This window comes from Desertivibrio insolitus, assembly GCF_017355965.1.
Classification (GTDB): Bacteria; Actinomycetota; Actinomycetes; order Actinomycetales; family Microbacteriaceae; genus JAFIQW01.
In genome coordinates this window covers 148,310-166,583 of sequence record NZ_JAFIQW010000003.1, presented here as the reverse complement: position 1 = coordinate 166,583, position 18,274 = coordinate 148,310, and the positions used below count along the sequence as shown (strand labels likewise).

18 protein-coding genes are annotated in these 18,274 nt (G+C 71.5%); 12 read left to right on the top strand and 6 right to left on the bottom strand.

Features of this window, described 5'->3' with window-relative positions; all coding sequences use genetic code 11:
* Nucleotides 1–32 precede the first annotated feature (32 nt).
* The 8 genes from JUB10_RS07565 to JUB10_RS07530 all read left to right on the top strand — a co-directional run bounded on the left by JUB10_RS07565 (nt 33) and on the right by JUB10_RS07530 (nt 9,107).
* Nucleotides 33–1,055: a LacI family DNA-binding transcriptional regulator gene (locus tag JUB10_RS07565; protein ID WP_207455154.1), complete on the top strand. Its 1,023-nt coding sequence runs from the start codon at nt 33–35 to the stop codon at nt 1,053–1,055.
* A gap of 347 nt (nt 1,056–1,402) precedes the next feature.
* A complete protein-coding gene (gene dnaK, locus JUB10_RS07560) occupies nt 1,403–3,256 on the top strand; it encodes a molecular chaperone DnaK (RefSeq protein ID WP_207455153.1) in 1,854 nt (617 codons plus the stop codon).
* A 4-nt stretch (nt 3,257–3,260) separates the two neighbouring features.
* On the top strand, nt 3,261–3,884 hold the full coding sequence (locus tag JUB10_RS07555; protein ID WP_242682327.1) for a nucleotide exchange factor GrpE: 624 nt from the start codon (nt 3,261–3,263) through the stop codon (nt 3,882–3,884).
* Nucleotides 3,885–3,902: 18 nt separating this feature from the next.
* The gene (locus JUB10_RS07550; RefSeq protein WP_207455150.1) at nt 3,903–4,883 is read left to right on the top strand and encodes a DnaJ C-terminal domain-containing protein; all 981 of its coding nucleotides are present in this window, start codon (nt 3,903–3,905) and stop codon (nt 4,881–4,883) included.
* A 3-nt stretch (nt 4,884–4,886) separates the two neighbouring features.
* Nucleotides 4,887–5,312, top strand: coding sequence for a heat shock protein transcriptional repressor HspR (locus tag JUB10_RS07545; protein ID WP_207455147.1), 426 nt, complete (start codon nt 4,887–4,889; stop codon nt 5,310–5,312).
* 38 nt (nt 5,313–5,350) lie between these two features.
* Nucleotides 5,351–5,968, top strand: a complete 618-nt coding sequence (locus JUB10_RS07540) for a hypothetical protein (protein ID WP_207455145.1) — start codon at nt 5,351–5,353, stop codon at nt 5,966–5,968.
* A gap of 79 nt (nt 5,969–6,047) precedes the next feature.
* Nucleotides 6,048–8,204 carry an ATP-dependent Clp protease ATP-binding subunit gene (locus tag JUB10_RS07535; RefSeq protein WP_207455144.1) on the top strand — a complete coding sequence of 719 codons (2,157 nt, stop codon included), beginning with the start codon at nt 6,048–6,050 and terminating at the stop codon, nt 8,202–8,204.
* 102 nt (nt 8,205–8,306) lie between these two features.
* Entirely contained in the window at nt 8,307–9,107 is an 801-nt protein-coding gene (locus JUB10_RS07530; protein ID WP_207455143.1) for a DNA-formamidopyrimidine glycosylase family protein, read from the top strand.
* A 9-nt stretch (nt 9,108–9,116) separates the two neighbouring features.
* Here JUB10_RS07530 and JUB10_RS07525 read toward each other — a convergent pair whose 3' ends face one another.
* Both JUB10_RS07525 and JUB10_RS07520 read right to left on the bottom strand, forming a co-directional pair.
* Complete coding sequence (locus JUB10_RS07525; RefSeq protein ID WP_207455141.1) at nt 9,117–9,749, bottom strand: dihydrofolate reductase family protein; 633 nt, start codon at nt 9,747–9,749, stop codon at nt 9,117–9,119.
* Nucleotides 9,750–9,774: 25 nt separating this feature from the next.
* Nucleotides 9,775–10,392, bottom strand: coding sequence for a dihydrofolate reductase family protein (locus tag JUB10_RS07520; protein ID WP_207455140.1), 618 nt, complete (start codon nt 10,390–10,392; stop codon nt 9,775–9,777).
* Nucleotides 10,393–10,510: 118 nt separating this feature from the next.
* Here JUB10_RS07520 and JUB10_RS07515 point away from each other — a divergent pair, with 118 nt between their 5' ends.
* The gene (locus JUB10_RS07515; protein WP_207455139.1) at nt 10,511–11,560 is read left to right on the top strand and encodes a zinc-dependent alcohol dehydrogenase family protein; all 1,050 of its coding nucleotides are present in this window, start codon (nt 10,511–10,513) and stop codon (nt 11,558–11,560) included.
* Between the two features lie 337 nt (nt 11,561–11,897).
* Here JUB10_RS07515 and JUB10_RS07510 read toward each other — a convergent pair whose 3' ends face one another.
* Nucleotides 11,898–12,434 (bottom strand): MOSC domain-containing protein, encoded by a 537-nt coding sequence (locus JUB10_RS07510; RefSeq protein WP_207455137.1) that lies wholly within the window; start codon nt 12,432–12,434, stop codon nt 11,898–11,900.
* Entirely contained in the window at nt 12,431–14,116 is a 1,686-nt protein-coding gene (locus JUB10_RS07505) for a long-chain-fatty-acid--CoA ligase (protein WP_207455136.1), read from the bottom strand. The genes JUB10_RS07510 and JUB10_RS07505 overlap by 4 nt, the downstream gene beginning before the upstream one ends.
* Before the next feature lie 138 nt (nt 14,117–14,254).
* Between JUB10_RS07505 and JUB10_RS07500 the strand changes: the two genes are divergently transcribed.
* The 3 genes from JUB10_RS07500 to JUB10_RS07490 all read left to right on the top strand — a co-directional run bounded on the left by JUB10_RS07500 (nt 14,255) and on the right by JUB10_RS07490 (nt 17,146).
* Nucleotides 14,255–14,551 (top strand): metal-sensitive transcriptional regulator, encoded by a 297-nt coding sequence (locus JUB10_RS07500; protein ID WP_207455135.1) that lies wholly within the window; start codon nt 14,255–14,257, stop codon nt 14,549–14,551.
* Nucleotides 14,552–14,566: 15 nt separating this feature from the next.
* Nucleotides 14,567–14,902, top strand: coding sequence for a heavy-metal-associated domain-containing protein (locus JUB10_RS07495; protein ID WP_207455133.1), 336 nt, complete (start codon nt 14,567–14,569; stop codon nt 14,900–14,902).
* Nucleotides 14,903–14,977: 75 nt separating this feature from the next.
* Nucleotides 14,978–17,146 (top strand): heavy metal translocating P-type ATPase, encoded by a 2,169-nt coding sequence (locus JUB10_RS07490; protein WP_207455131.1) that lies wholly within the window; start codon nt 14,978–14,980, stop codon nt 17,144–17,146.
* A 215-nt stretch (nt 17,147–17,361) separates the two neighbouring features.
* On the opposite strand, the gene JUB10_RS07485 is transcribed toward JUB10_RS07490, so the two are convergent.
* Nucleotides 17,362–17,748, bottom strand: coding sequence for a hypothetical protein (locus tag JUB10_RS07485; protein ID WP_207455130.1), 387 nt, complete (start codon nt 17,746–17,748; stop codon nt 17,362–17,364).
* Nucleotides 17,745–18,200 carry a hypothetical protein gene (locus JUB10_RS07480; protein WP_207455129.1) on the bottom strand — a complete coding sequence of 152 codons (456 nt, stop codon included), beginning with the start codon at nt 18,198–18,200 and terminating at the stop codon, nt 17,745–17,747. The genes JUB10_RS07485 and JUB10_RS07480 overlap by 4 nt, the downstream gene beginning before the upstream one ends.
* Between the last annotated feature and the right edge of the window lie 74 nt (nt 18,201–18,274).

Here is an 18,274-nt window from a genome sequence, read left to right as displayed (position 1 = left end):
CTGCGGGCAGTACGGCGTGGAGAGGAGTCGCGATGACCACCGATGCGACTCCCTCCGCGCCCACTCTCGAGCAAGTCGCGGCCAGGGCGGGCGTCTCGCGCTCGACCGTCAGTCGCGTCGTCAACGAGTCGCCGCACGTCACCGATGAGGCCGTCGCCGCGGTGCGCGAGGCCATCGAGGCGCTCGGCTATGTGCCGAATCGCGCCGCCCGCACGCTGGCCAGCCGGCGCACCCACGCGATCGCGCTCGTCGTACCGGAGTCGACGGCCAAGGTCTTCGCCGACCCGTTCTTCGCCTCGGTCGTGCAGGGCGTCGCGCTGCACCTGGCCGACACCGACTACACGCTCACGATGATGATCGCGTCGGAGGCGAACTCCGAGAAGACCCGGCGCTACCTGCTGGGCGGCAACGTCGATGGCGCGCTCGTCGTGTCGCACCACTCGGGCGACCACTCCTACGCCCGCCTCGGCCGCAGCCTGCCCGTCGTCTTCGGCGGTCGCCCGCTCTCGGCCGAGGAGAGCGGCAGCTACTTCGTCGACGTCGACAACGCCGCCGGCGCCGAGGCTGTCACCCGGCACCTCATCGAGGCCGGATGCCGCCGCATCGCGACCATCTGCGGACCGCAGGACATGCCCCCCGGCGTCGACCGGCTGTCGGGCTGGCGCCGTGCCGTGCAGAGCGCGGGCCTTCAGGACGACCTCGTCGAGGTCGGCGACTTCTCGCCCCGCAGCGGCGCCGAGGCGATGACCCGCCTGCTCGACGGCGGCCAGGAGTTCGACGGCGTCTTCGTCGCCAACGACCAGATGGCGGCCGGCGCGCTGTCGGTGCTGCGGGCCCGCGGCAAGCGGGTGCCGGCTGACGTCGCCGTAGCCGGTTTCGACGGCGACATCTACGGCGAGACGAGCGAGCCGCCGCTCACGACCGTGCTGCAGCCCTCCGTCGCGCTCGGCGCGCGCATGGCCGAGGTGCTCGTCGACCGCCTCGAGGGTCGCGAAGTCGAGCGGGTCACGATGATGCCGATCGACCTCGTCGTGCGCGCGAGCACGCGCCGCTAGCCGCCCCGTCTGCGCCCCGGTTCCGCCGGTCGCTCGGTCCGAGGGGCGAGCAGGATGCGGACCGGTCTGAGCGTGCGCTCGGAGGCCGCGAGCCGAGGGGGTTCGCGCACGAGTCATCCGGGTGCCGGTCAGCCGGCATGCGTAACGTTCGGGAGGCGATCGTCGAGCCGGCACGACGTCTTTCCGCCGGGCTCGTACCTGTGCCGGCTTGAGAGCTTGAGCCGGGCTAGCTCAAGTTTCGCCGTGAGCGACTTGACAGCCTCGGGCGACCTGCAGAAACTTGAGTGTGCGGGACTCAAGTTGCCCGCCTTCGACTTGCACCAATCAACGAAGGAGAAGCAGAGCACATGGCTCGAGCTGTAGGAATCGACCTCGGAACCACCAACTCGGTGGTGGCGGTCCTCGAGGGTGGCGAGCCCACCGTCATCGCCAACGCGGAGGGGTTCCGTACGACCCCGTCGGTCGTCGCCTTCACCAAGGACGGGGAGGTGCTCGTCGGTGAGACCGCGAAGCGCCAGGCCGTCACCAACGTCGACCGCACCATCGCGTCAGTCAAGCGCCACATGGGCACCAACTGGACGACCGAGATCGACGGCAAGCGCTACACGCCGCAGGAGATCTCGGCGCGCACGCTCGCGAAGCTCAAGCGCGACGCCGAGCAGTACCTCGGCGAGCCCGTCACCGACGCGGTCATCACCGTGCCCGCCTACTTCAACGACGCCGAGCGTCAGGCGACGAAGGACGCCGGTGAGATCGCCGGCCTCAACGTGCTGCGGATCATCAACGAGCCCACCGCCGCGGCCCTCGCGTACGGCCTCGACAAGGGCAAGGAGGACGAGCTCATCCTCGTCTTCGACCTCGGTGGTGGAACCTTCGACGTCTCCCTCCTCGAGGTGGGCAAGGACGACGACTTCTCCACAATCCAGGTGCGCGCGACCGCCGGTGACAACCGCCTCGGTGGCGACGACTGGGACCAGCGCATCGTCGAGCACCTCATCAAGCGTTTCAAGGACTCGACCGGCGTCGACGTCTCGAACGACCGCATCGCGCTGCAGCGCCTCAAGGAGGCCGCGGAGCAGGCGAAGAAGGAGCTGTCGAGCTCGACCTCGACCTCGATCCAGCTGCCCTACCTCTCGCTCACGCAGAACGGCCCGGCGAACCTCGACGAGTCGATCACCCGTGCGCAGTTCGAGCAGCTCACGACCGATCTGCTCGAGCGCACCAAGAAGCCGTTCCACGACGTCATCCGCGAGGCCGGCGTGCAGGTGGGCGACATCGCGCACGTCGTGCTCGTCGGTGGTTCGACCCGCATGCCCGCCGTCAGCGAGATGGTGAAGAGCCTCACCGGCAAGGACCCGAACAAGGGCGTCAACCCGGACGAGGTCGTCGCCGTCGGCGCCGCGCTCCAGGCCGGCGTGCTGAAGGGTGAGCGCAAGGACGTGCTGCTCATCGACGTCACCCCGCTGAGCCTCGGTATCGAGACCAAGGGCGGCATCATGACGAAGCTCATCGAGCGCAACACGGCCATCCCGACCAAGCGCAGCGAGACCTTCACGACCGCCGACGACAATCAGCCGTCGGTCGCGATCCAGGTCTTCCAGGGCGAGCGCGAGTTCACCCGCGACAACAAGGCGCTCGGCACCTTCGAGCTGCAGGGCATCGCCCCCGCTCCGCGCGGCGTGCCGCAGATCGAGGTCACGTTCGACATCGACGCCAACGGCATCGTGCAGGTGCACGCCCGCGACAAGGGCACCGGCAAGGAGCAGTCCATCACCATCACCGGTGGCTCGGGCCTGCAGAAGGACGACATCGAGCGCATGGTGCGCGAGGCGGAGGAGCACGCCGCCGAGGACAAGCGCCGTCGCGAGACCGCCGAGATGCGCAACAACGCCGAGCAGCTGAGCTACTCGGTCGACAAGCTCATCAAGGACAACGCCGACAAGCTGCCCGACGACGTCAAGACCGACGTGCAGGGCGACGTCGACGCGCTGAAGACCGCGCTCGCCGGTGACGACGACGAGGCCGTGAAGACCGCGTTCGACAAGCTCTCCTCGAGCCAGCAGCGTCTCGGCCAGGCGCTCTACTCGACCGAGTCGCAGCAGCAGCCGACGGCGGATGCCGCGGGCGGACAGCAGGCCTCGGGCAGCGACGAGGACATCGTCGACGCCGAGGTCGTGGACGACGACAACGACAAGAAGTGACCCGATGACTGACGAGAACAAGAACGACCCCGAGGAACTGCGTCCTCAGGGCGAGGGGGTGCCGGCCGACGCCGGCGCCCCCGACTCCGAGGACCTCGCGCCCGAGGACGACTCGCCGGCCACGGCGGAGGGCGTCACGGCCGGTGAGCCCGGCGGCGAGCCGCTGAGCGACGCCGACCAGACGCTGCTCGACCAGGCGGCCGCGGACATCGTCGCCGAGATGCGCAGCGACATGCTGCGCGCCCAGGCCGAGCTCGTGAATTTCCGCGCCCGCGTCGAGCGCGACCGCCAAGCGAACCGCGAGGCGGTCATCGCCGAGGTCATCCGCTCGCTGCTGCCGGCGATCGACGACCTCGACCGCGCGGAGGCGCACGGCGACCTCGAGGAGGGCACCCCGCTCGCGATCATCGCGTCGAAGCTCCGCGCGGGCTTCGCCAAGTACGGCCTCACCAAGGTCGGCGAGAAGGGCGAGGTGTTCGACCCCAACCGTCACGAGGCGCTCGTTCAGCTGCCCACGCCGGATGCGACGCAGAACACCGTCGCGGACGTCATCGAGCCCGGCTACCTGCTGGGTGAGCGGCTCATCCGCGCGGCCAAGGTCGCCGTCGCGGTACCGGCGGCGGAGTAATCGGAAGGGAGGCGCTCCATGGCTAGTCAGGACTGGTTCGACAAGGACTTCTACGCCGTGCTCGGCGTCTCGAAGGATGCCTCCGACGCGGAGCTGAAGAAGACCTACCGCAAGCTCGCGCGGCAGTATCACCCGGACTCCAACCCGGGCGATGCTGCCGCCGAGGCTCGGTTCAAGGAGATCAGCGAGGCGTACTCGGTGCTCTCGGACCCCGAGCAGCGCACCGAGTACGACCAGATGCGCGCGATGGGCTCCGGCGCGCGCTTCACCGCGGGCGGCCAGCCCGGCGGCTTCGAGGACGTCTTCGGCATGTTCAACCGCGGGGCGGCCGGCGGCCGCGGCCAGCGGTTCCCCGCGGGCGGCGGCGGCTTCGAGGACCTTCTCGGCGGCATGTTCGGCGGCGGCGGGTTCGGCCAGTCGAGCGGCGGCTTCCGCGGCTTCGGCGGCCCGACCCCGGGACGCGACGCGGAAGCGGCTGTGACCCTCGACTTCATGACCGCCGTCAGCGGCGACACCGTCGAGCTGCGCGTCGACGACCGCCCGATGAAGGTCCGCATCCCCGCGGGCGTCGCGGACGGACAGAAGATCCGGCTGAAGGGCAAGGGCGAGCCCTCGCTCGACGGCGGCCCGTCCGGTGACCTCGTGCTCACCGTGACCGTGCGCCCGCACCCCGTGTTCGAGCGCGACGGGCTCAACCTCCGCGTCGACGTGCCCGTCACGTTCGTCGAGGCGACGCTCGGCGCGACGATCGAGGTGCCGACGCTCGGCGGCGAACCGGTGCGCCTGCGCGTGCCGGCGGGCACCCCGAGCGGACGCGTGCTGCGTGTCAAGGGACGCGGCATCACGACGACGAAGGGCACGGGCGACCTGCTCGCGACCATTCAGATCGCGGTGCCGTCGCACCTGCCGCACGGCGCCCGCGAGGCGCTCGAGGCGTTCGCCGCGGCGATGCCGCAGGAGGATCCCCGGGCCGACCTGCTCGACCGCGCGAGGGTCTAGCCCATGGACGAGAACTCCCCCGTCTTCGCGATCGCGGTCGCGGCGGAGCTCGCCGGGATGCACCCGCAGACGCTGCGGCAGTACGACCGTCTCGGGCTCGTGGTGCCGCAGCGCACTTCGGGCAAGTCGCGGCGGTACTCGATGCGCGACGTCGTGCAGCTGCGCGAGGTCGCCCGGCTGTCGGCCGAAGGGCTCAACCTCGAGGGCATCCGGCGCATCCTCGAGCTCGAGAACGAGGTCACCGGTCTGCGCTCGCGGGTGCGGGAACTCGAGTCGGCGCTCGCCGACGAGGTCATTGCGCGCAAGGGCATGCGCATCTTCGCGGCGGGGGAGTCGGGCGACGTCGTCTCGCTGCGCGCGGGCACCCGGGTGCAGCGCGCGCGCGAGCTCGTCGTCTGGCGCCCCCTGCCGCGCGGCGAGCAGGACTGAGGCGGCGACCCGTCGGATGCGGCCCCTAGCCTGAGCGCATGAGCGCCTACCCGTCGTATCCGCCGGCTTCCGTCCTGCCGCCGCGCCCGCCGCTACGGCCGGAGCACCGGCGGGCCGCCTTCCTCGCCGGCGGCTGGGGCTTCGGCCTCTCGACGCTCGGCGGCGGCGTCATCGGGCTCGCGTTCGCCGCCCTGCTCGTCGGCCTCGTGCTGACGTGGATCGTGGGCCTCGCCGCCGTGAGCGAGGCGGGGGCTCGCGCGGAGCTCACCGACGCGCTGCGCGGTTTCGAGGTGCTCGCCTCGCCGCCCGTCGTCGCGCTCTTCGTCGCGACGCTCTTCCTCGGCGCCGCGCTCGTCGCGCTCGGGATCGTGCTCAGCGCCCGCATCCTGCGCCGACGCGGCGTCGACAAGCCCTGGGCGATCACCTGGGCGGGCTGGGGCGTCGCCGTCACGGCATCCGGAGTGCTGGGCTCGATCACGTCGCTCGCGGGCAACGTCGCGAGCCTGCCGCTCGGGGTGTTCCGCGGTCGGGTCGACGTGCCGGTCGAGCTGATGATCGCCGCCGGCGTGGTGGCGGCGCTCGTCGCGCTCGCGGTCAACGTGGTCATCGGCGCGCTCGCGTGGTGGTGGATGGCGCACGTGCTGCGGCCGCGCTGAGGGAATGCCGCGGCTCCTGGTGCCGTTGTCCCTATCGACCTAAACTTGAGTCAGACCTACTCAACTTCTGAGGAGAACTATGGCGAACATGCAGGGCGCTCCCTCCACCCAGGAGGAGCAGAAGACCGCGCTCGAGCAGTACGGCGTCAACCTCACCGAGATCGCCAAGAGCGGCAAGCTCGACCCCGTGATCGGCCGTGACGCCGAGATCCGGCGCATCAGCCAGGTGCTGACGCGGCGCACCAAGAACAACCCCGTGCTCATCGGCGAGCCCGGCGTCGGCAAGACCGCGGTCGTCGAGGGCCTCGCGCAGCGCATCGTCGCGGGCGACGTGGCCGACTCGCTGAAGGACAAGCAGCTCGTCGCGCTCGACATCTCCGCGCTCATCGCCGGGGCCAAGTACCGGGGTGAGTTCGAGGAGCGGCTGAAGGCCGTGCTCAAGGAGATCAACGACTCCGACGGCGGGATCATCACGTTCATCGACGAGCTGCACACGCTCATGGGCGCGGGCGGCGGCGAGGGCAGCGTGGCCGCGGCCAACATGCTCAAGCCGATGCTCGCCCGTGGTGAGCTCCGCATGATCGGCGCGACCACGCTCAACGAGTACCGCGAGTACATCGAGAAGGATGCCGCGCTCGAGCGCCGCTTCCAGCAGGTGTACGTGGGCGAGCCGAGCGTCGAGGACACCGTCGCGATCCTGCGCGGGCTGAAGGAGCGCTACGAGGCGCACCACAAGGTGACGATCGCCGACTCCGCGCTCGTCGCCGCGGCGACGCTGTCGAACCGGTACATCACCGCGCGTCAGCTGCCCGACAAGGCCATCGACCTGATCGACGAGGCCGCGAGCCGGCTGAAGATGGAGATCGACTCCTCGCCCGTCGAGATCGACGAGCTCAAGCGCGCCGTCGACCGACTGCGCATCGAGGAGCTCGCGCTCAAGAAGGAGAAGGACGAGGCCTCCAAGGCGCGCCTCGAGAAGCTCCGCGAGGACATGGCGGCGAAGGAGGCCGAGCTGCACGACCTCGAGCAGCGCTGGGCCGCCGAGAAGGCGTCACTGCACGGCGTCGGCGACCTCAAGACCAAGCTCAACCAGGCGCGCATCGACCTCGACCGCGCCATGCGCGAGCAGCGCTACCAGGACGCCTCGAAGCTCAACTACGAGACCATCCCCGAGATCGAGAAGGCGATCGCCGCCGCCGAGCAGGCCGAGCAGAGCGGCCCGCGCATGGTGAACGAGCAGGTCACCGACGAGGACATCGCCGCCGTGGTCGCGGCCTGGACCGGCATCCCGGTCGACAGGCTGCGCCAGGGCGAGACCGAGAAGCTGCTGAACCTCGAGGCCGAGCTGGGCAAGCGCCTCATCGGTCAGCGCGACGCCGTGCGTGCGGTCAGCGAGGCGGTGCGCCGCACCCGGGCCGGCATCGCCGACCCCGGCCGGCCGACCGGGTCCTTCCTGTTCCTCGGTCCCACCGGTGTCGGTAAGACCGAGCTCGCGAAGGCGCTCGCCGAGTACCTGTTCGACGACGAGAAGGCCCTCGTGCGCATCGACATGAGCGAGTACGGCGAGAAGTTCAGCGTCTCGCGGCTCGTCGGTGCTCCTCCCGGGTATGTCGGCTACGAGCAGGGCGGTCAGCTGACCGAGGCGGTGCGCCGTCGGCCCTACTCGGTGATCCTGCTCGACGAGATCGAGAAGGCCCACGCCGACGTGTTCGACATCCTGCTGCAGGTGCTCGACGACGGCCGCCTCACCGACGGCCAGGGCCGCACGGTGGACTTCCGCAACACGATCCTGATCCTCACCTCGAACCTCGGCTCCCACTACCTGACCGACCCGGTCATGCCGTGGGCGGAGAAGGACGCCAACGTGCGCGAGCTCGTGCGGCAGACCTTCAAGCCGGAGTTCGTCAACCGCCTCGACGACATCGTGGTGTTCGCCCCGCTGTCGACCGAGGACCTGGGTCAGATCGTGTCGCTCTACATCGACCGGCTCGCCCGGCGCCTGTCCGACCGCCGGCTCGAGCTCGCCGTCACTCCGGATGCCCGCAGCTGGCTCGCCGAGCAGGGCTACGACCCGATCTACGGTGCCCGCCCGCTGCGCCGGCTCATGCAGCGCGAGATCGACGACAAGCTCGCCCGGGCGCTCATCGCCGGTGACATCCGCGACGGCGACACCGTGCGGGTCGACCTCGACGCGGACGGGCTCGTGGTCAGCCGGATGGAGTTCCAGGCCGCGTAGCGCTTGTGAGAGGAGGGGCGGATGCCACGGGGCATCCGCCCCTTCGTCGCTCCCAGCGCTTGCACCGCTCGGAATGTCGGTGGTGCCGCCTAGTCTCGGGCCGTGCCCGAGGGTGACAGTGTCTTCCTGCTGGCCGGCCGCCTGCGGCCCGTGCTCGACGGGCGCGCGCTGGTGGCCGGCGAGCTGCGCAGTGGCGCCGCCGCCGGCACGAAGGTCGGCGGGTGGCGCGTGCTCGGGCACGACACCCACGGCAAGCATCTGCTCACCCGCTTCGACAACGGCGCCACCCTGCACACGCACATGCGGATGCAGGGGTCGTGGTCGTTCACGTCCTTCGGGCGCCGGGTACCGCGCCGCGTGGAGCAGCAGGTGCGCGTGCGGCTGCAAACCGACCGGGGCGACACCGCGTGGGGCATCGACCTGCCCGTCGTCGAGCTGCTGCCGACGGAGCGGGAGCACGACGCGATCGGTCACCTCGGCCCCGACCCACTGCGCGCCGACTGGGACGCCGCCGAGGCGGTGCGACGGCTCGAGGCGCGCGGCGACCGCCCGGTGAACGCGGCGCTGCTCGATCAACGCAACCTCGCCGGGCTCGGCAACCTGTGGGTCAACGAGCTCTGCTTCCTCCGCGGGCTGAACCCGTGGCGACCCATCGGCACCGTCGACGTCCCCTCCGTCGTCACGGCGGCGGCGAGGGCACTGCGTGCCTCGACGCAGGTGCCCGGCCTGTATCAGGTGACGACGGGCATCGCCCGCAAGGGCGAGAGCCACTGGGTGATGTGGCGCGGGGGCAAGCCCTGCCGGCGCTGCGGCACTGTCATCGAGTCGATGGACGAGGTGCCGAACGACCCCGAGCGGCGGCACACCTGGTGGTGCCCGCACTGCCAGCCGGCGCTCCCCTGACCGGGGCGCTCAGTCCGCGACGACGCGGCCGTCTTCGATCCCGAACGTGCCGGGGTCGAAGGGCTCCGGCTCGAGCGCGACGTAGGTGGTGCCGTTCGGCAGCGCCCGCGACTCCAGGCAGCGGTAGCCCGACGCCGGGGCATCCGTCGAGAACAGCCGCTTGCCGCCGCCCACCGTGATCGGGAACGTGACGAGGCGGTACTCGTCGAGAAGGCCCTGCTCGTGCAGCGTGCGGGCGAGCGTCGCGCACCCGTGCATCTGCAGCTCGCCTCCCGGGCTCTCCTTCAGCCGGCGGATGCCGTCGAGCGGGTCGCCCTCGACCAGCCGGGCGTTGGTCCAGCCCACCTCGGTGAGGGTCGACGACACGACGTGCTTCGGCGCGGTGTCGAGCACGCGTGCGGTCGTGTCATCCGGATCGTCGACCTGGGGCCAGTAGGCGGCCATCAGCTCGTAGGTGGTGCGCCCGAAGAGCAGCGCCTCGGTGCGCGCGAACCAGGAGTCGACGACCTCGCCGACCCCGTCGTCGAAGTAGGGCACGCCCCAGCCGCCCCGGGTGAAGCCGCCCGTCGTGTCTTCGTCGGGGCTGCCCGGTCCCTGCACGACGCCGTCAAGGGTCATGAACTCGTGCACCACGAGCCGCATCGTCGTCTCCTTCCGTTTCCGATCGTCAGTTGACCGCGGGATGAGCGGCGTAGCGCACGAGCACGTTGTCCGAGCCGGGAAGGCTCTGCGCTCCCAGCAGGGCGAAGCCGACCGGAGTGCCGCGCGGGCTGTCGAAGACGGGGATGCCGCCGCCCACGACGGTCGGCGAGATGGTCAGATGCACCTCGTCGACGAGATCGTCGGCGAGGAGGCGGTTCCACGTGCTGCGGCTGCCGAAGACGACGATGTCGCCGTCGCCCTGCAACCGCACCTCGCCGAGTCGCCGCGCGGCATCCGCCCAGCCCACCACCTCGGTGCTGTCGGCCCAGGCGTTGTCGGCCGGCACCGCGAAGTCGTCGGCCACGACGAGCTTGCGCACCCGCGACCAGCGCCGGCTGATGGCTCGATTGACGTCGTCGACCGCGCGGTCGACCGGGTCGTGCGGGGCGTTCGCGATGCCCGGCCAGTAGCCGCTGAACAGCAGGAACGAGCGCGGCCCGAGCAGCACGACGTCGGCGGCCTCGAGGCGCTCGAGATTGTCTGCGTCGAACGCGGCATCCATGTTGAGGAACAGCATCGACTTGCCCGGCCCGTCGAAGTAGCCGTCGAGCGAGACGATGTTGCTCACGATCACCCTGCGCACGAGGCCCCTCCTTCGCGGATCTCTCGGGGCACGGTACGCCCGCGACCCAGTTCCGTGAAAGGGGGAGTCCGACGAATTGCGGGCGCGGCTCCCAGGCGTGCGGGGGTAGCGTCGAAGGGTGCGTGCCACTCTCATCCACGGTGAACGGGACATCCGCCTCGAAGAGGTTCCCGACCCCCAGCTCTCGACCGGTCACGATGCGATCGTGCGGGTCTCCGCCGCCTGCGTGTGCGGCTCCGACCTCTGGCCCTACCGCGGGGTCACCGACACCACCGAGCCGCGGCGCATCGGCCACGAGTTCGTCGGCATCGTCGAGCAGGTCGGCGAGCACGTGACGCAGGTCAAGGTCGGCGACTTCGTCATCGCCCCGTTCTACGACTGCGACATGACCTGCGCGAACTGCCTCAACGGCGTCAGCACCTCGTGCCTCAACGGAGGCTGGTGGGGCGCCGAGCAGCGCGACGGCAGCTTTGCCGACGGCGGGCAGGGCGAGTTCGTGCGCGTGCCGCACGCCGACGGCTCGCTCGTCGCGACCCCGGAGAAGCCCTCCGCGGCGCTCGTGCCGCACCTGCTCACCCTCGCGGACGTCATGGGCACCGGCCACCACGCCGCCGTCTCCGCCGGCGTGACCGACGGCTCGACCGTGGTCGTCGTGGGCGACGGGGCCGTCGGCCTCTGCGCCGTCATCGCGGCGAAGCGACTCGGTGCCGGCCGCATCGTCGTGATGTCGCGCAACCCCGCCCGCCAGGCGCTCGCGAAGGAGTTCGGCGCGACCGACATCGTCGAGGAGCGCGGCGACGACGGCGTCGAGAAGGTCAAGGCGCTGTTCGACGGCATCGGCCCCGACGCGGTGCTGGAGTGCGTCGGCACCGCCGAGAGCATGGACCAGGCGATCCGGTCCGCCCGCCCCGGTGGACGCGTCGGCTACGTCGGCGTGCCCAACGGCGGCGCCGAGCTGCCCATCCGCCGCCTCTTCGGCTCGAACGTCTCGGTCGGCGGCGGCGTCGCGCCCGTGCGCAACTACATCGAGGAGCTGCTCCCCGACGTGCTCGAGGGTCGCATCAAGCCGGGCCGCGTGTTCGACGCCGAGTTCGCGCTCGACGACATCGCCGAGGCGTACGCCGCGATGGACGAGCGTCGCGCGGTGAAGAGCTTCGTGCGGCCGTAGGGGCTTGTGCCACTGCCGCCTCGGCGGTCGAGTAGCGGGCGGAGCCCGCGTATCGAGACCCGGTGGCGTTGGGTAGGAGCGGCGACCCCGCCACGCCGTGAGGGCGCGGCGCGGCGCGTCGTTTCTCCTACACACCGTCGGTGCGTGGGTCTCGATACGCCCGCTGCTCGGGCTACTCGACCGCCGGTTGCGCGCGGCTCTTGTTGGGCGCGGCCGGGTGGGGTCACCGGCCGGCGCAACTCATGAACGCCGACGGTGACGCGCCGTGGCGGGGCGGCGCGTCGCGACGTGGCTCATGAGTCACGCCTAGGGGCGGCAGCTCAGAGTCATCCGCGGGTCACTCGATGCGCAGCAGGGCGGGTCCCACCCGCAGCACGCCGTCGGCGAGCGGTTCGGCGCGGATGCCGCCGCGGCCCCGCATCGCCCTGTGCGCGCCGTCGGCGATGACCGTGTTCATCCAGCCGCAGGGGCGGGCCGGGCGGTGGCCCTGGAACCTCACTCCGCCCGCGCCGGCGTCGAGGGTGAAGCGGCGGCCTGCGAGGGCGTCGACGTCCACGCCGCGCAGCAGCACGTTGCGCCGCGTCTGAGCGAGCCCCGGCACTGGCACTCCGAGATCCGACGCGAGGGCCTCGAGCGCCTCGAGCGACTGGAAGGTCACCGCGGCGGTGCGGTGGGCGGAGTGCCCGAAGTAGCGGTCGCCCGGGATGCCGAGGTGAGCGCGCACCTCGAGCTCGTCGCGCAGCTCGGGTGCCTCGCCGGCCGGCAGCGGCCCGTCGGCGGGGCGGCCCTCGTAGCGGTGCACGGGCGACACGAGCAGCTCGACCACCTCGACCGGCGTCTCGACCGGGAAGGGCAGCGCCGCGGCATCCGTCATCGCTTGAAGAGCTCGCGCACCTCGCGCCGCAGTACCTTGCCGATGAGCGAGCGGGGCAGCTCGTCGACCGCGATCACGCGGCGGGGCACCTTGTAGTCCGCGAGCACCTGCTTGGCGTAGTCGCGGATGGATGCCTCGTCGAAGACGGCGCCCTCGCGCAGCACGACGGCCGCGGCGACCTGCTCCGCCCCGCCGGAGCGGGAGAGCCCGACGACGGCGGCCTCGCGGACGTCCGGATGCCCGAGCAGCGACTCCTCAACCTCGCTGGGCGAGACGTTGTAGCCGCCCGTGATGATGAGCTCCTTGACGCGGTCGACCACCTTGACGAAGCCGTCGGGGGAGACGACCACGATGTCACCGGTGCGGAGCCAGCCGTCGGGCGTCAGGGTCGCGGCGGTCTCCTCGGGGCGCTGCCAGTAGCCGCCGAACACCTGCGGTCCCTTCAGCAGCAACTCGCCGGGGGTGTCGGGGCCGACGTCCTCGCCGTGCTCGTCGATCACGCGGATGTGGGTCGACGGGAAGGGCACGCCGACGGTGCCGGGGCGGCGGGTCGGTCCGATCGGGTTGCCGAGTGCGACGGGCGACGACTCGGTCATGCCGTAGCCCTCGACGAGGTAGCCGCCGATCGCCTCCTCCCAGCGCTCCACGGTCGCGACGGGCAGGCTCATCGCCCCGGAGATCGCGAAGCGGATGCTCTTGAGCGACGAGGCCCCGTCGCGAGCCGCCCTGGCGAGCCGGTCGTAGACGGGCGGCACCGCCGGCAGGAATGTCGGAGGGGTGCGCTTCGCTGCCGACAGCACGAGGTCGAGGTCGAAGCGCGGGAAGAGGACGAGCCGCGCGCCGATCGACATGGCGAAGGTGAGGCAGAGCGTGAGTCCGTAGGCGTGGAACATGGGGAGCACGGCGTAGAACGTCTCGCGTCCCTCGGTGAGGCCCGGCACCCACGCGCGACCCTGCAGCGCGTTAGCGCGCAGGTTGCGGTGGGTGAGCATGACCCCCTTCGGCGTGCCCGTCGTGCCGCTGGTGTAGAGCAGCACGGCGAGATCGTCGACCGTCGGACGAGGCTGCGACGCAGAGAGGCGGCGGCTCGCGGCGACGTCCGCCCAGCGGGTGAAGCCGGTGCCGCGGAGCTTCGTCGTGATCGCGGCGCGGGACTCGCGGGCGCGCTTGACCGGCAGCGACAGGGCGATGCGGGTCGTGAGCGGCATCGCCTCGGTGAGGTTCACGGCGACGATCGCGTCGACCGGGATGTCGGCGGGGAAGGCACGGATGGTGTCGACGACCTTGTCCCAGGCGATGACGACGCGGGCGCCGTGGTCCTCGAACTGGTGCCGCAGTTCGCGTGCGGTGTAGATCGGGTTGTGCTCGACGACGACCGCGCCGAGCCGAAGCACGGCGTAGAACGCGATGACGTGCTGAGGGCAGTTCGGCAGCACGATGGCGACCCGGTCGCCCTTCGAGACGCCGAGCTTGCGGAGGCCCTCGGCGACGCGCTCGATGCTTTCCGCGAGTTCGCCGTACGACGTCTCGGCACCGAAGAACTGCAGCGCGGGCCGCCGCCGGTAGCGGCGGGCCGTCTCGTCGATGACGTCGCTGAGGCTCGTCGTCGGGAGCTCGATGTCCGCCGGAACGCCGTCGGCGTAGGAGGCGAGCCAGGGGCGGTCGGCGAACGGTGTCGACATGCGGTCAGTGTGGCAGGTCGAAACTGAGAGCGGCGCGCGAGTCTGCGCCCTCTGCACGACGTCCCGCCAGCTCAGCAGGAACCCCCGGACATCGGCTACGCTGCTGTTACCCCTAGGGGGTATCGAGAAGGGACAGGCATGGACGACCACGGCACCCACGGTTACGTCGCCGACAAGGACAAGCTGCTCGCGCGGCTGCGTCGCGCCGAGGGACAGGTGCGCGGCATCCACCGCATGGTGGAGAACGACACCTACTGCATCGACGTGCTCACGCAGGTCTCCGCGGTCACCAAGGCGCTCGAGAGCGTTGCGCTCACCCTGCTCGACGACCACCTCACCCACTGCGTCGCCGAGGCGAGCGCGAACGGAGGACCCGTCGCGGAGGAGAAGCTCCGCGAGGCGTCCGCCGCCATCGCCCGTCTCGTCAAGGCCTGACCGAAGGAGATCAGAATGATCGAACTGCCCCTCACCAACAACGCCCCCGCCTCCTCGCACGGCGGCTGCGCCTGCGGCTGTGGCGGCCACGGAGCGAAGGCCCAGACCGAGCAGGCCGCGGCCGAGGCCCCCGGCGCCGTCCGCACGGAGCTCGCCGTGACCGGCATGACCTGCGGCCACTGCGTCTCGAGCGTCCGCGAGGAGCTCGGCGAGCTCGACGGCGTGCAGGACGTCGACGTCGCCCTCGTCGCCGGCGGCGTCTCGACCGTCACGGTCACCAGCGTGAAGCCCCTCGACGACGCCGCCCTGCGCGCGGCGATCGACGAGGCCGGCTACGCGCTGGCCGAGTAGCAGCAGCCAACGGATGACGGATGCCGGCAGCCCCGCCGGCATCCGTCATCGTCGACCCTGAATCCAGGAGACCCCATGGCTGACCAGACCTCGATGCTCGAACTCGAGATCGGCGGGATGACGTGCGCCGCGTGCGCCAACCGCGTGGAGCGCAAGCTCAACAAGCTGCCCGGCGTCAGCGCCGCCGTCAACTACGCCACCGAACGCGCGAGCGTGACCGCACCGGAGGGCTTCGACACCGAGACCCTGATCGCCGCCGTCGAAGCGGCGGGCTACACCGCCGCCCTCCCCGACCCGGAGCCGAGCGACGCCCCAGACCGGCTGCGTGCCCTGCGCACGCGGCTCGTCGTCGCCGCCGTGCTCACGGTCCCCGTGCTGCTGCTGTCGATGGTGCCCGCGCTCCAGTTCGACTACTGGCAGTGGGTGGCCCTCGTGCTCGCGGCGCCGGTCGTGACCTGGGCGGCGTGGCCCTTCCACCGTGCGGCCGCCGTCAACGCCCGCCACGGCGCCGCCACGATGGACACCCTCGTGAGCCTCGGCGTCCTCGCGGCCTCGGCGTGGTCGCTCTGGGCGCTGCTCTTCGGCGGCGCCGGCGAGCCCGGCATGCAGATGGAGTGGCGCCTCTTCGGCAGCGGCGAGAACGAGATCTATCTCGAGGTCGCCACCGCCGTGACGACGTTCCTGCTCGCAGGCCGCTACCTCGAGCAGCGAGCCCGACGCGAGTCCGGCGCCGCGCTGCGCGCCCTGCTCGAGCTCGGGGCTCGCGAGGCGACAGTGCTCCGCGACGGCTACGAGGTGCGCGTCGCCGCGTCCGACCTGCGCGTCGGGGAGCACTTCGTCGTCCGGCCCGGTGAGCGCATCGCCGCCGACGGGATCGTGCGCGACGGGGCATCCGCCGTCGACCAGAGCCTGGTGACGGGGGAGTCCGTGCCGGTCGAGGTCGGTGCGGGCGACCGTGTCATCGGCGCGACGATCAACGCGGGCGGCCGCCTCGTGGTCGAGGCGACGCGGGTCGGCGCCGACACCGAGCTCGCCCGCATGGGTCGCCTCCTCGCCGAGGCGCAGAACGGCAAGGCCCAGGTGCAGCGCCTCGCCGACCGCATCTCCGGCGTGTTCGTGCCGATCGTGCTCGTGCTCTCCGCGCTGACCTTCATCGCGTGGTGGCTCCTCTCAGGCGATCTCGAGGCGGCCTTCACCGCCGCGATCGCGACCCTCATCGTCGCCTGCCCGTGCGCGCTCGGGCTCGCCACCCCGACCGCCCTGCTCGTGGGAACCGGACGTGGCTCGCAGCTCGGCATCCTCATCCGCGGACCCGAGGTGCTCGAAGACACCCGCCGCGTCGACACCGTCGTGCTCGACAAGACCGGCACCGTGACGAGCGGCCGGATGACGGTCGAGACCGCCACCGCGGACGACGTGCTCGCTCTCGCCGCCGCCGTCGAGGCGGGCAGCGAGCACCCGATCGCGAGCGCGATCGTCGACGCCGCTCAGGCCCGCGGACTCGCGGTGCCGTCGGCGACGCAGTTCACCACCACCGCGGGCTTCGGGGCCTCCGCCCTCGTCGAGGGCGTGACCGTGACGGTCGGGCGGCCCGAGACTCCGGATGCCGCGATCGCCGCTGCGCAGGCGGCCGGCTCCACCGTCGTCGTCGTCGCCCGCGGCGGTGAGACCGTCGGCACCATCGCGCTCCGCGACACTCCTAAGCCCTCGAGCCGCGACGCGATCGCCCGATTCCGCGCCCTCGGCCTCCGGCCGGTGCTGCTCACGGGCGACAACGCCGGGGCGGCGCAGTCGATCGCCGCGGAGGTCGGCATCGACGACGTGCGCGCCGAGGTGACGCCTGCCGGCAAGCTCGACGCCATCCGCGCCCTGCAGGCCGAGGGACGCGTCGTCGCCATGGTCGGCGACGGCGTCAATGACGCGGCCGCGCTCGCCGCAGCCGACCTCGGCGTCGCGATGGGCGGGGGCACGGATGCCGCGCAGGCCGCGAGCGACCTCACCGTGGCATCCGGCGACCTCACCGCCGTCGCCGATGCGATCCGCCTCTCGCGGCGCACGCTGCGCGTCATCAAGGGCAACCTGTTCTGGGCGTTCGGCTACAACGTCGCCGCGATCCCGCTCGCGATGGCGGGGCTGCTGAACCCGCTGATCGCCGGTGCCGCGATGGCGCTGTCGAGCGTGTTCGTGGTGACGAACAGCCTGCGGTTGCGCCGGTTCAAGCCGCTCGCGGCCTCGCAGGAGTAGCGGCCTCGCTCGACGGTCGAGTAGCGGCGGAGCCGCGTATCGAGACCCTTCTCTGACGGTACTGAGGTCTCGATACGCCCGCTGCGCGGGCTACTCGACCGCCGGGGATGGGCGCTGCGCGCGGTTGGCAACTCCGCACCGGAACGGCGAGCCTGCACGTGATCCGATGCGGGGTTGCCGTTCGGGTGCGGGTTCCCTGGCGTGCTCGGGATCCCTCAGAACAGGGTGCCACCCGGGGCTGCGCCGTTGACGAGCGCGGTGCCGACGGCGAACAGCACGATCGAGAGCACGAGCCCCGCGGCCGCGACCCACAGCGCGCGACGCTTGCGCACGAGCAGCACGATCGAGACGACGACCGTGACGAGGGTCACGAGGGCGGGCCCGAACACGGCCAACCGGATGCCGGCGCTCAGCGCGCCGAGGTCGCACGCGGTCTCCGCCGGGTCGGAGCAGGCGAGGGTGACGAGCCCGTACCCGATGCCGAACCCGACGAAGGAGATGGCCGAGACGACGAGGGTGACGAGCAGGAGTCCCGTGAGGAGCGCCGCTCGTGACATCCGGGGTCGCTCGGGGACGTCGACCTCGCGGAACTGTCCGCTCATCGCAGGACGCGGTCGCGGATCGCCTTCAGGTCCGCGACCGGCGCGAAGAAGCCCGACCAGCCGGAGTCGAACATGACGCCGTACAGGCCCATCTGCGCGTAGTCGTCAGCGAGCCCCACGACGCCCGCGGAGGGCATCGCCAGCATCCGCCTCGTCTGCTCCGCGGGGATGCCCATGCGGGTCGCGGCCTCGCGCGCCCGCTCGAGCGACGTGAACGCGAGCAGCATCGGCCCCTGCTCCAGCACGATCGCCATCGGCTGCACCACGGGCGGCTCGCCGCGGGGAATGAAGAACCAGTACTCGAGGCCGTGCACCGCGCTCCACAGAGCGTCCTGCAGCTCGACGTCGGCGGGGCCGGCGTGCTCGGCGGCGGCGGAGAGGCGGTCGATGTCCTCGCTCAGCGACCGCTGCGATCCCGCGTCGGGCAGGTTCGGCGGCGAGGGCTGCGTCATGGTTCGAGGGTACTCGCCGGCCGCCGACGAACGACGAGGCGGCCGCCCCCGAGTGGGAGCGACCGCCTCGATCG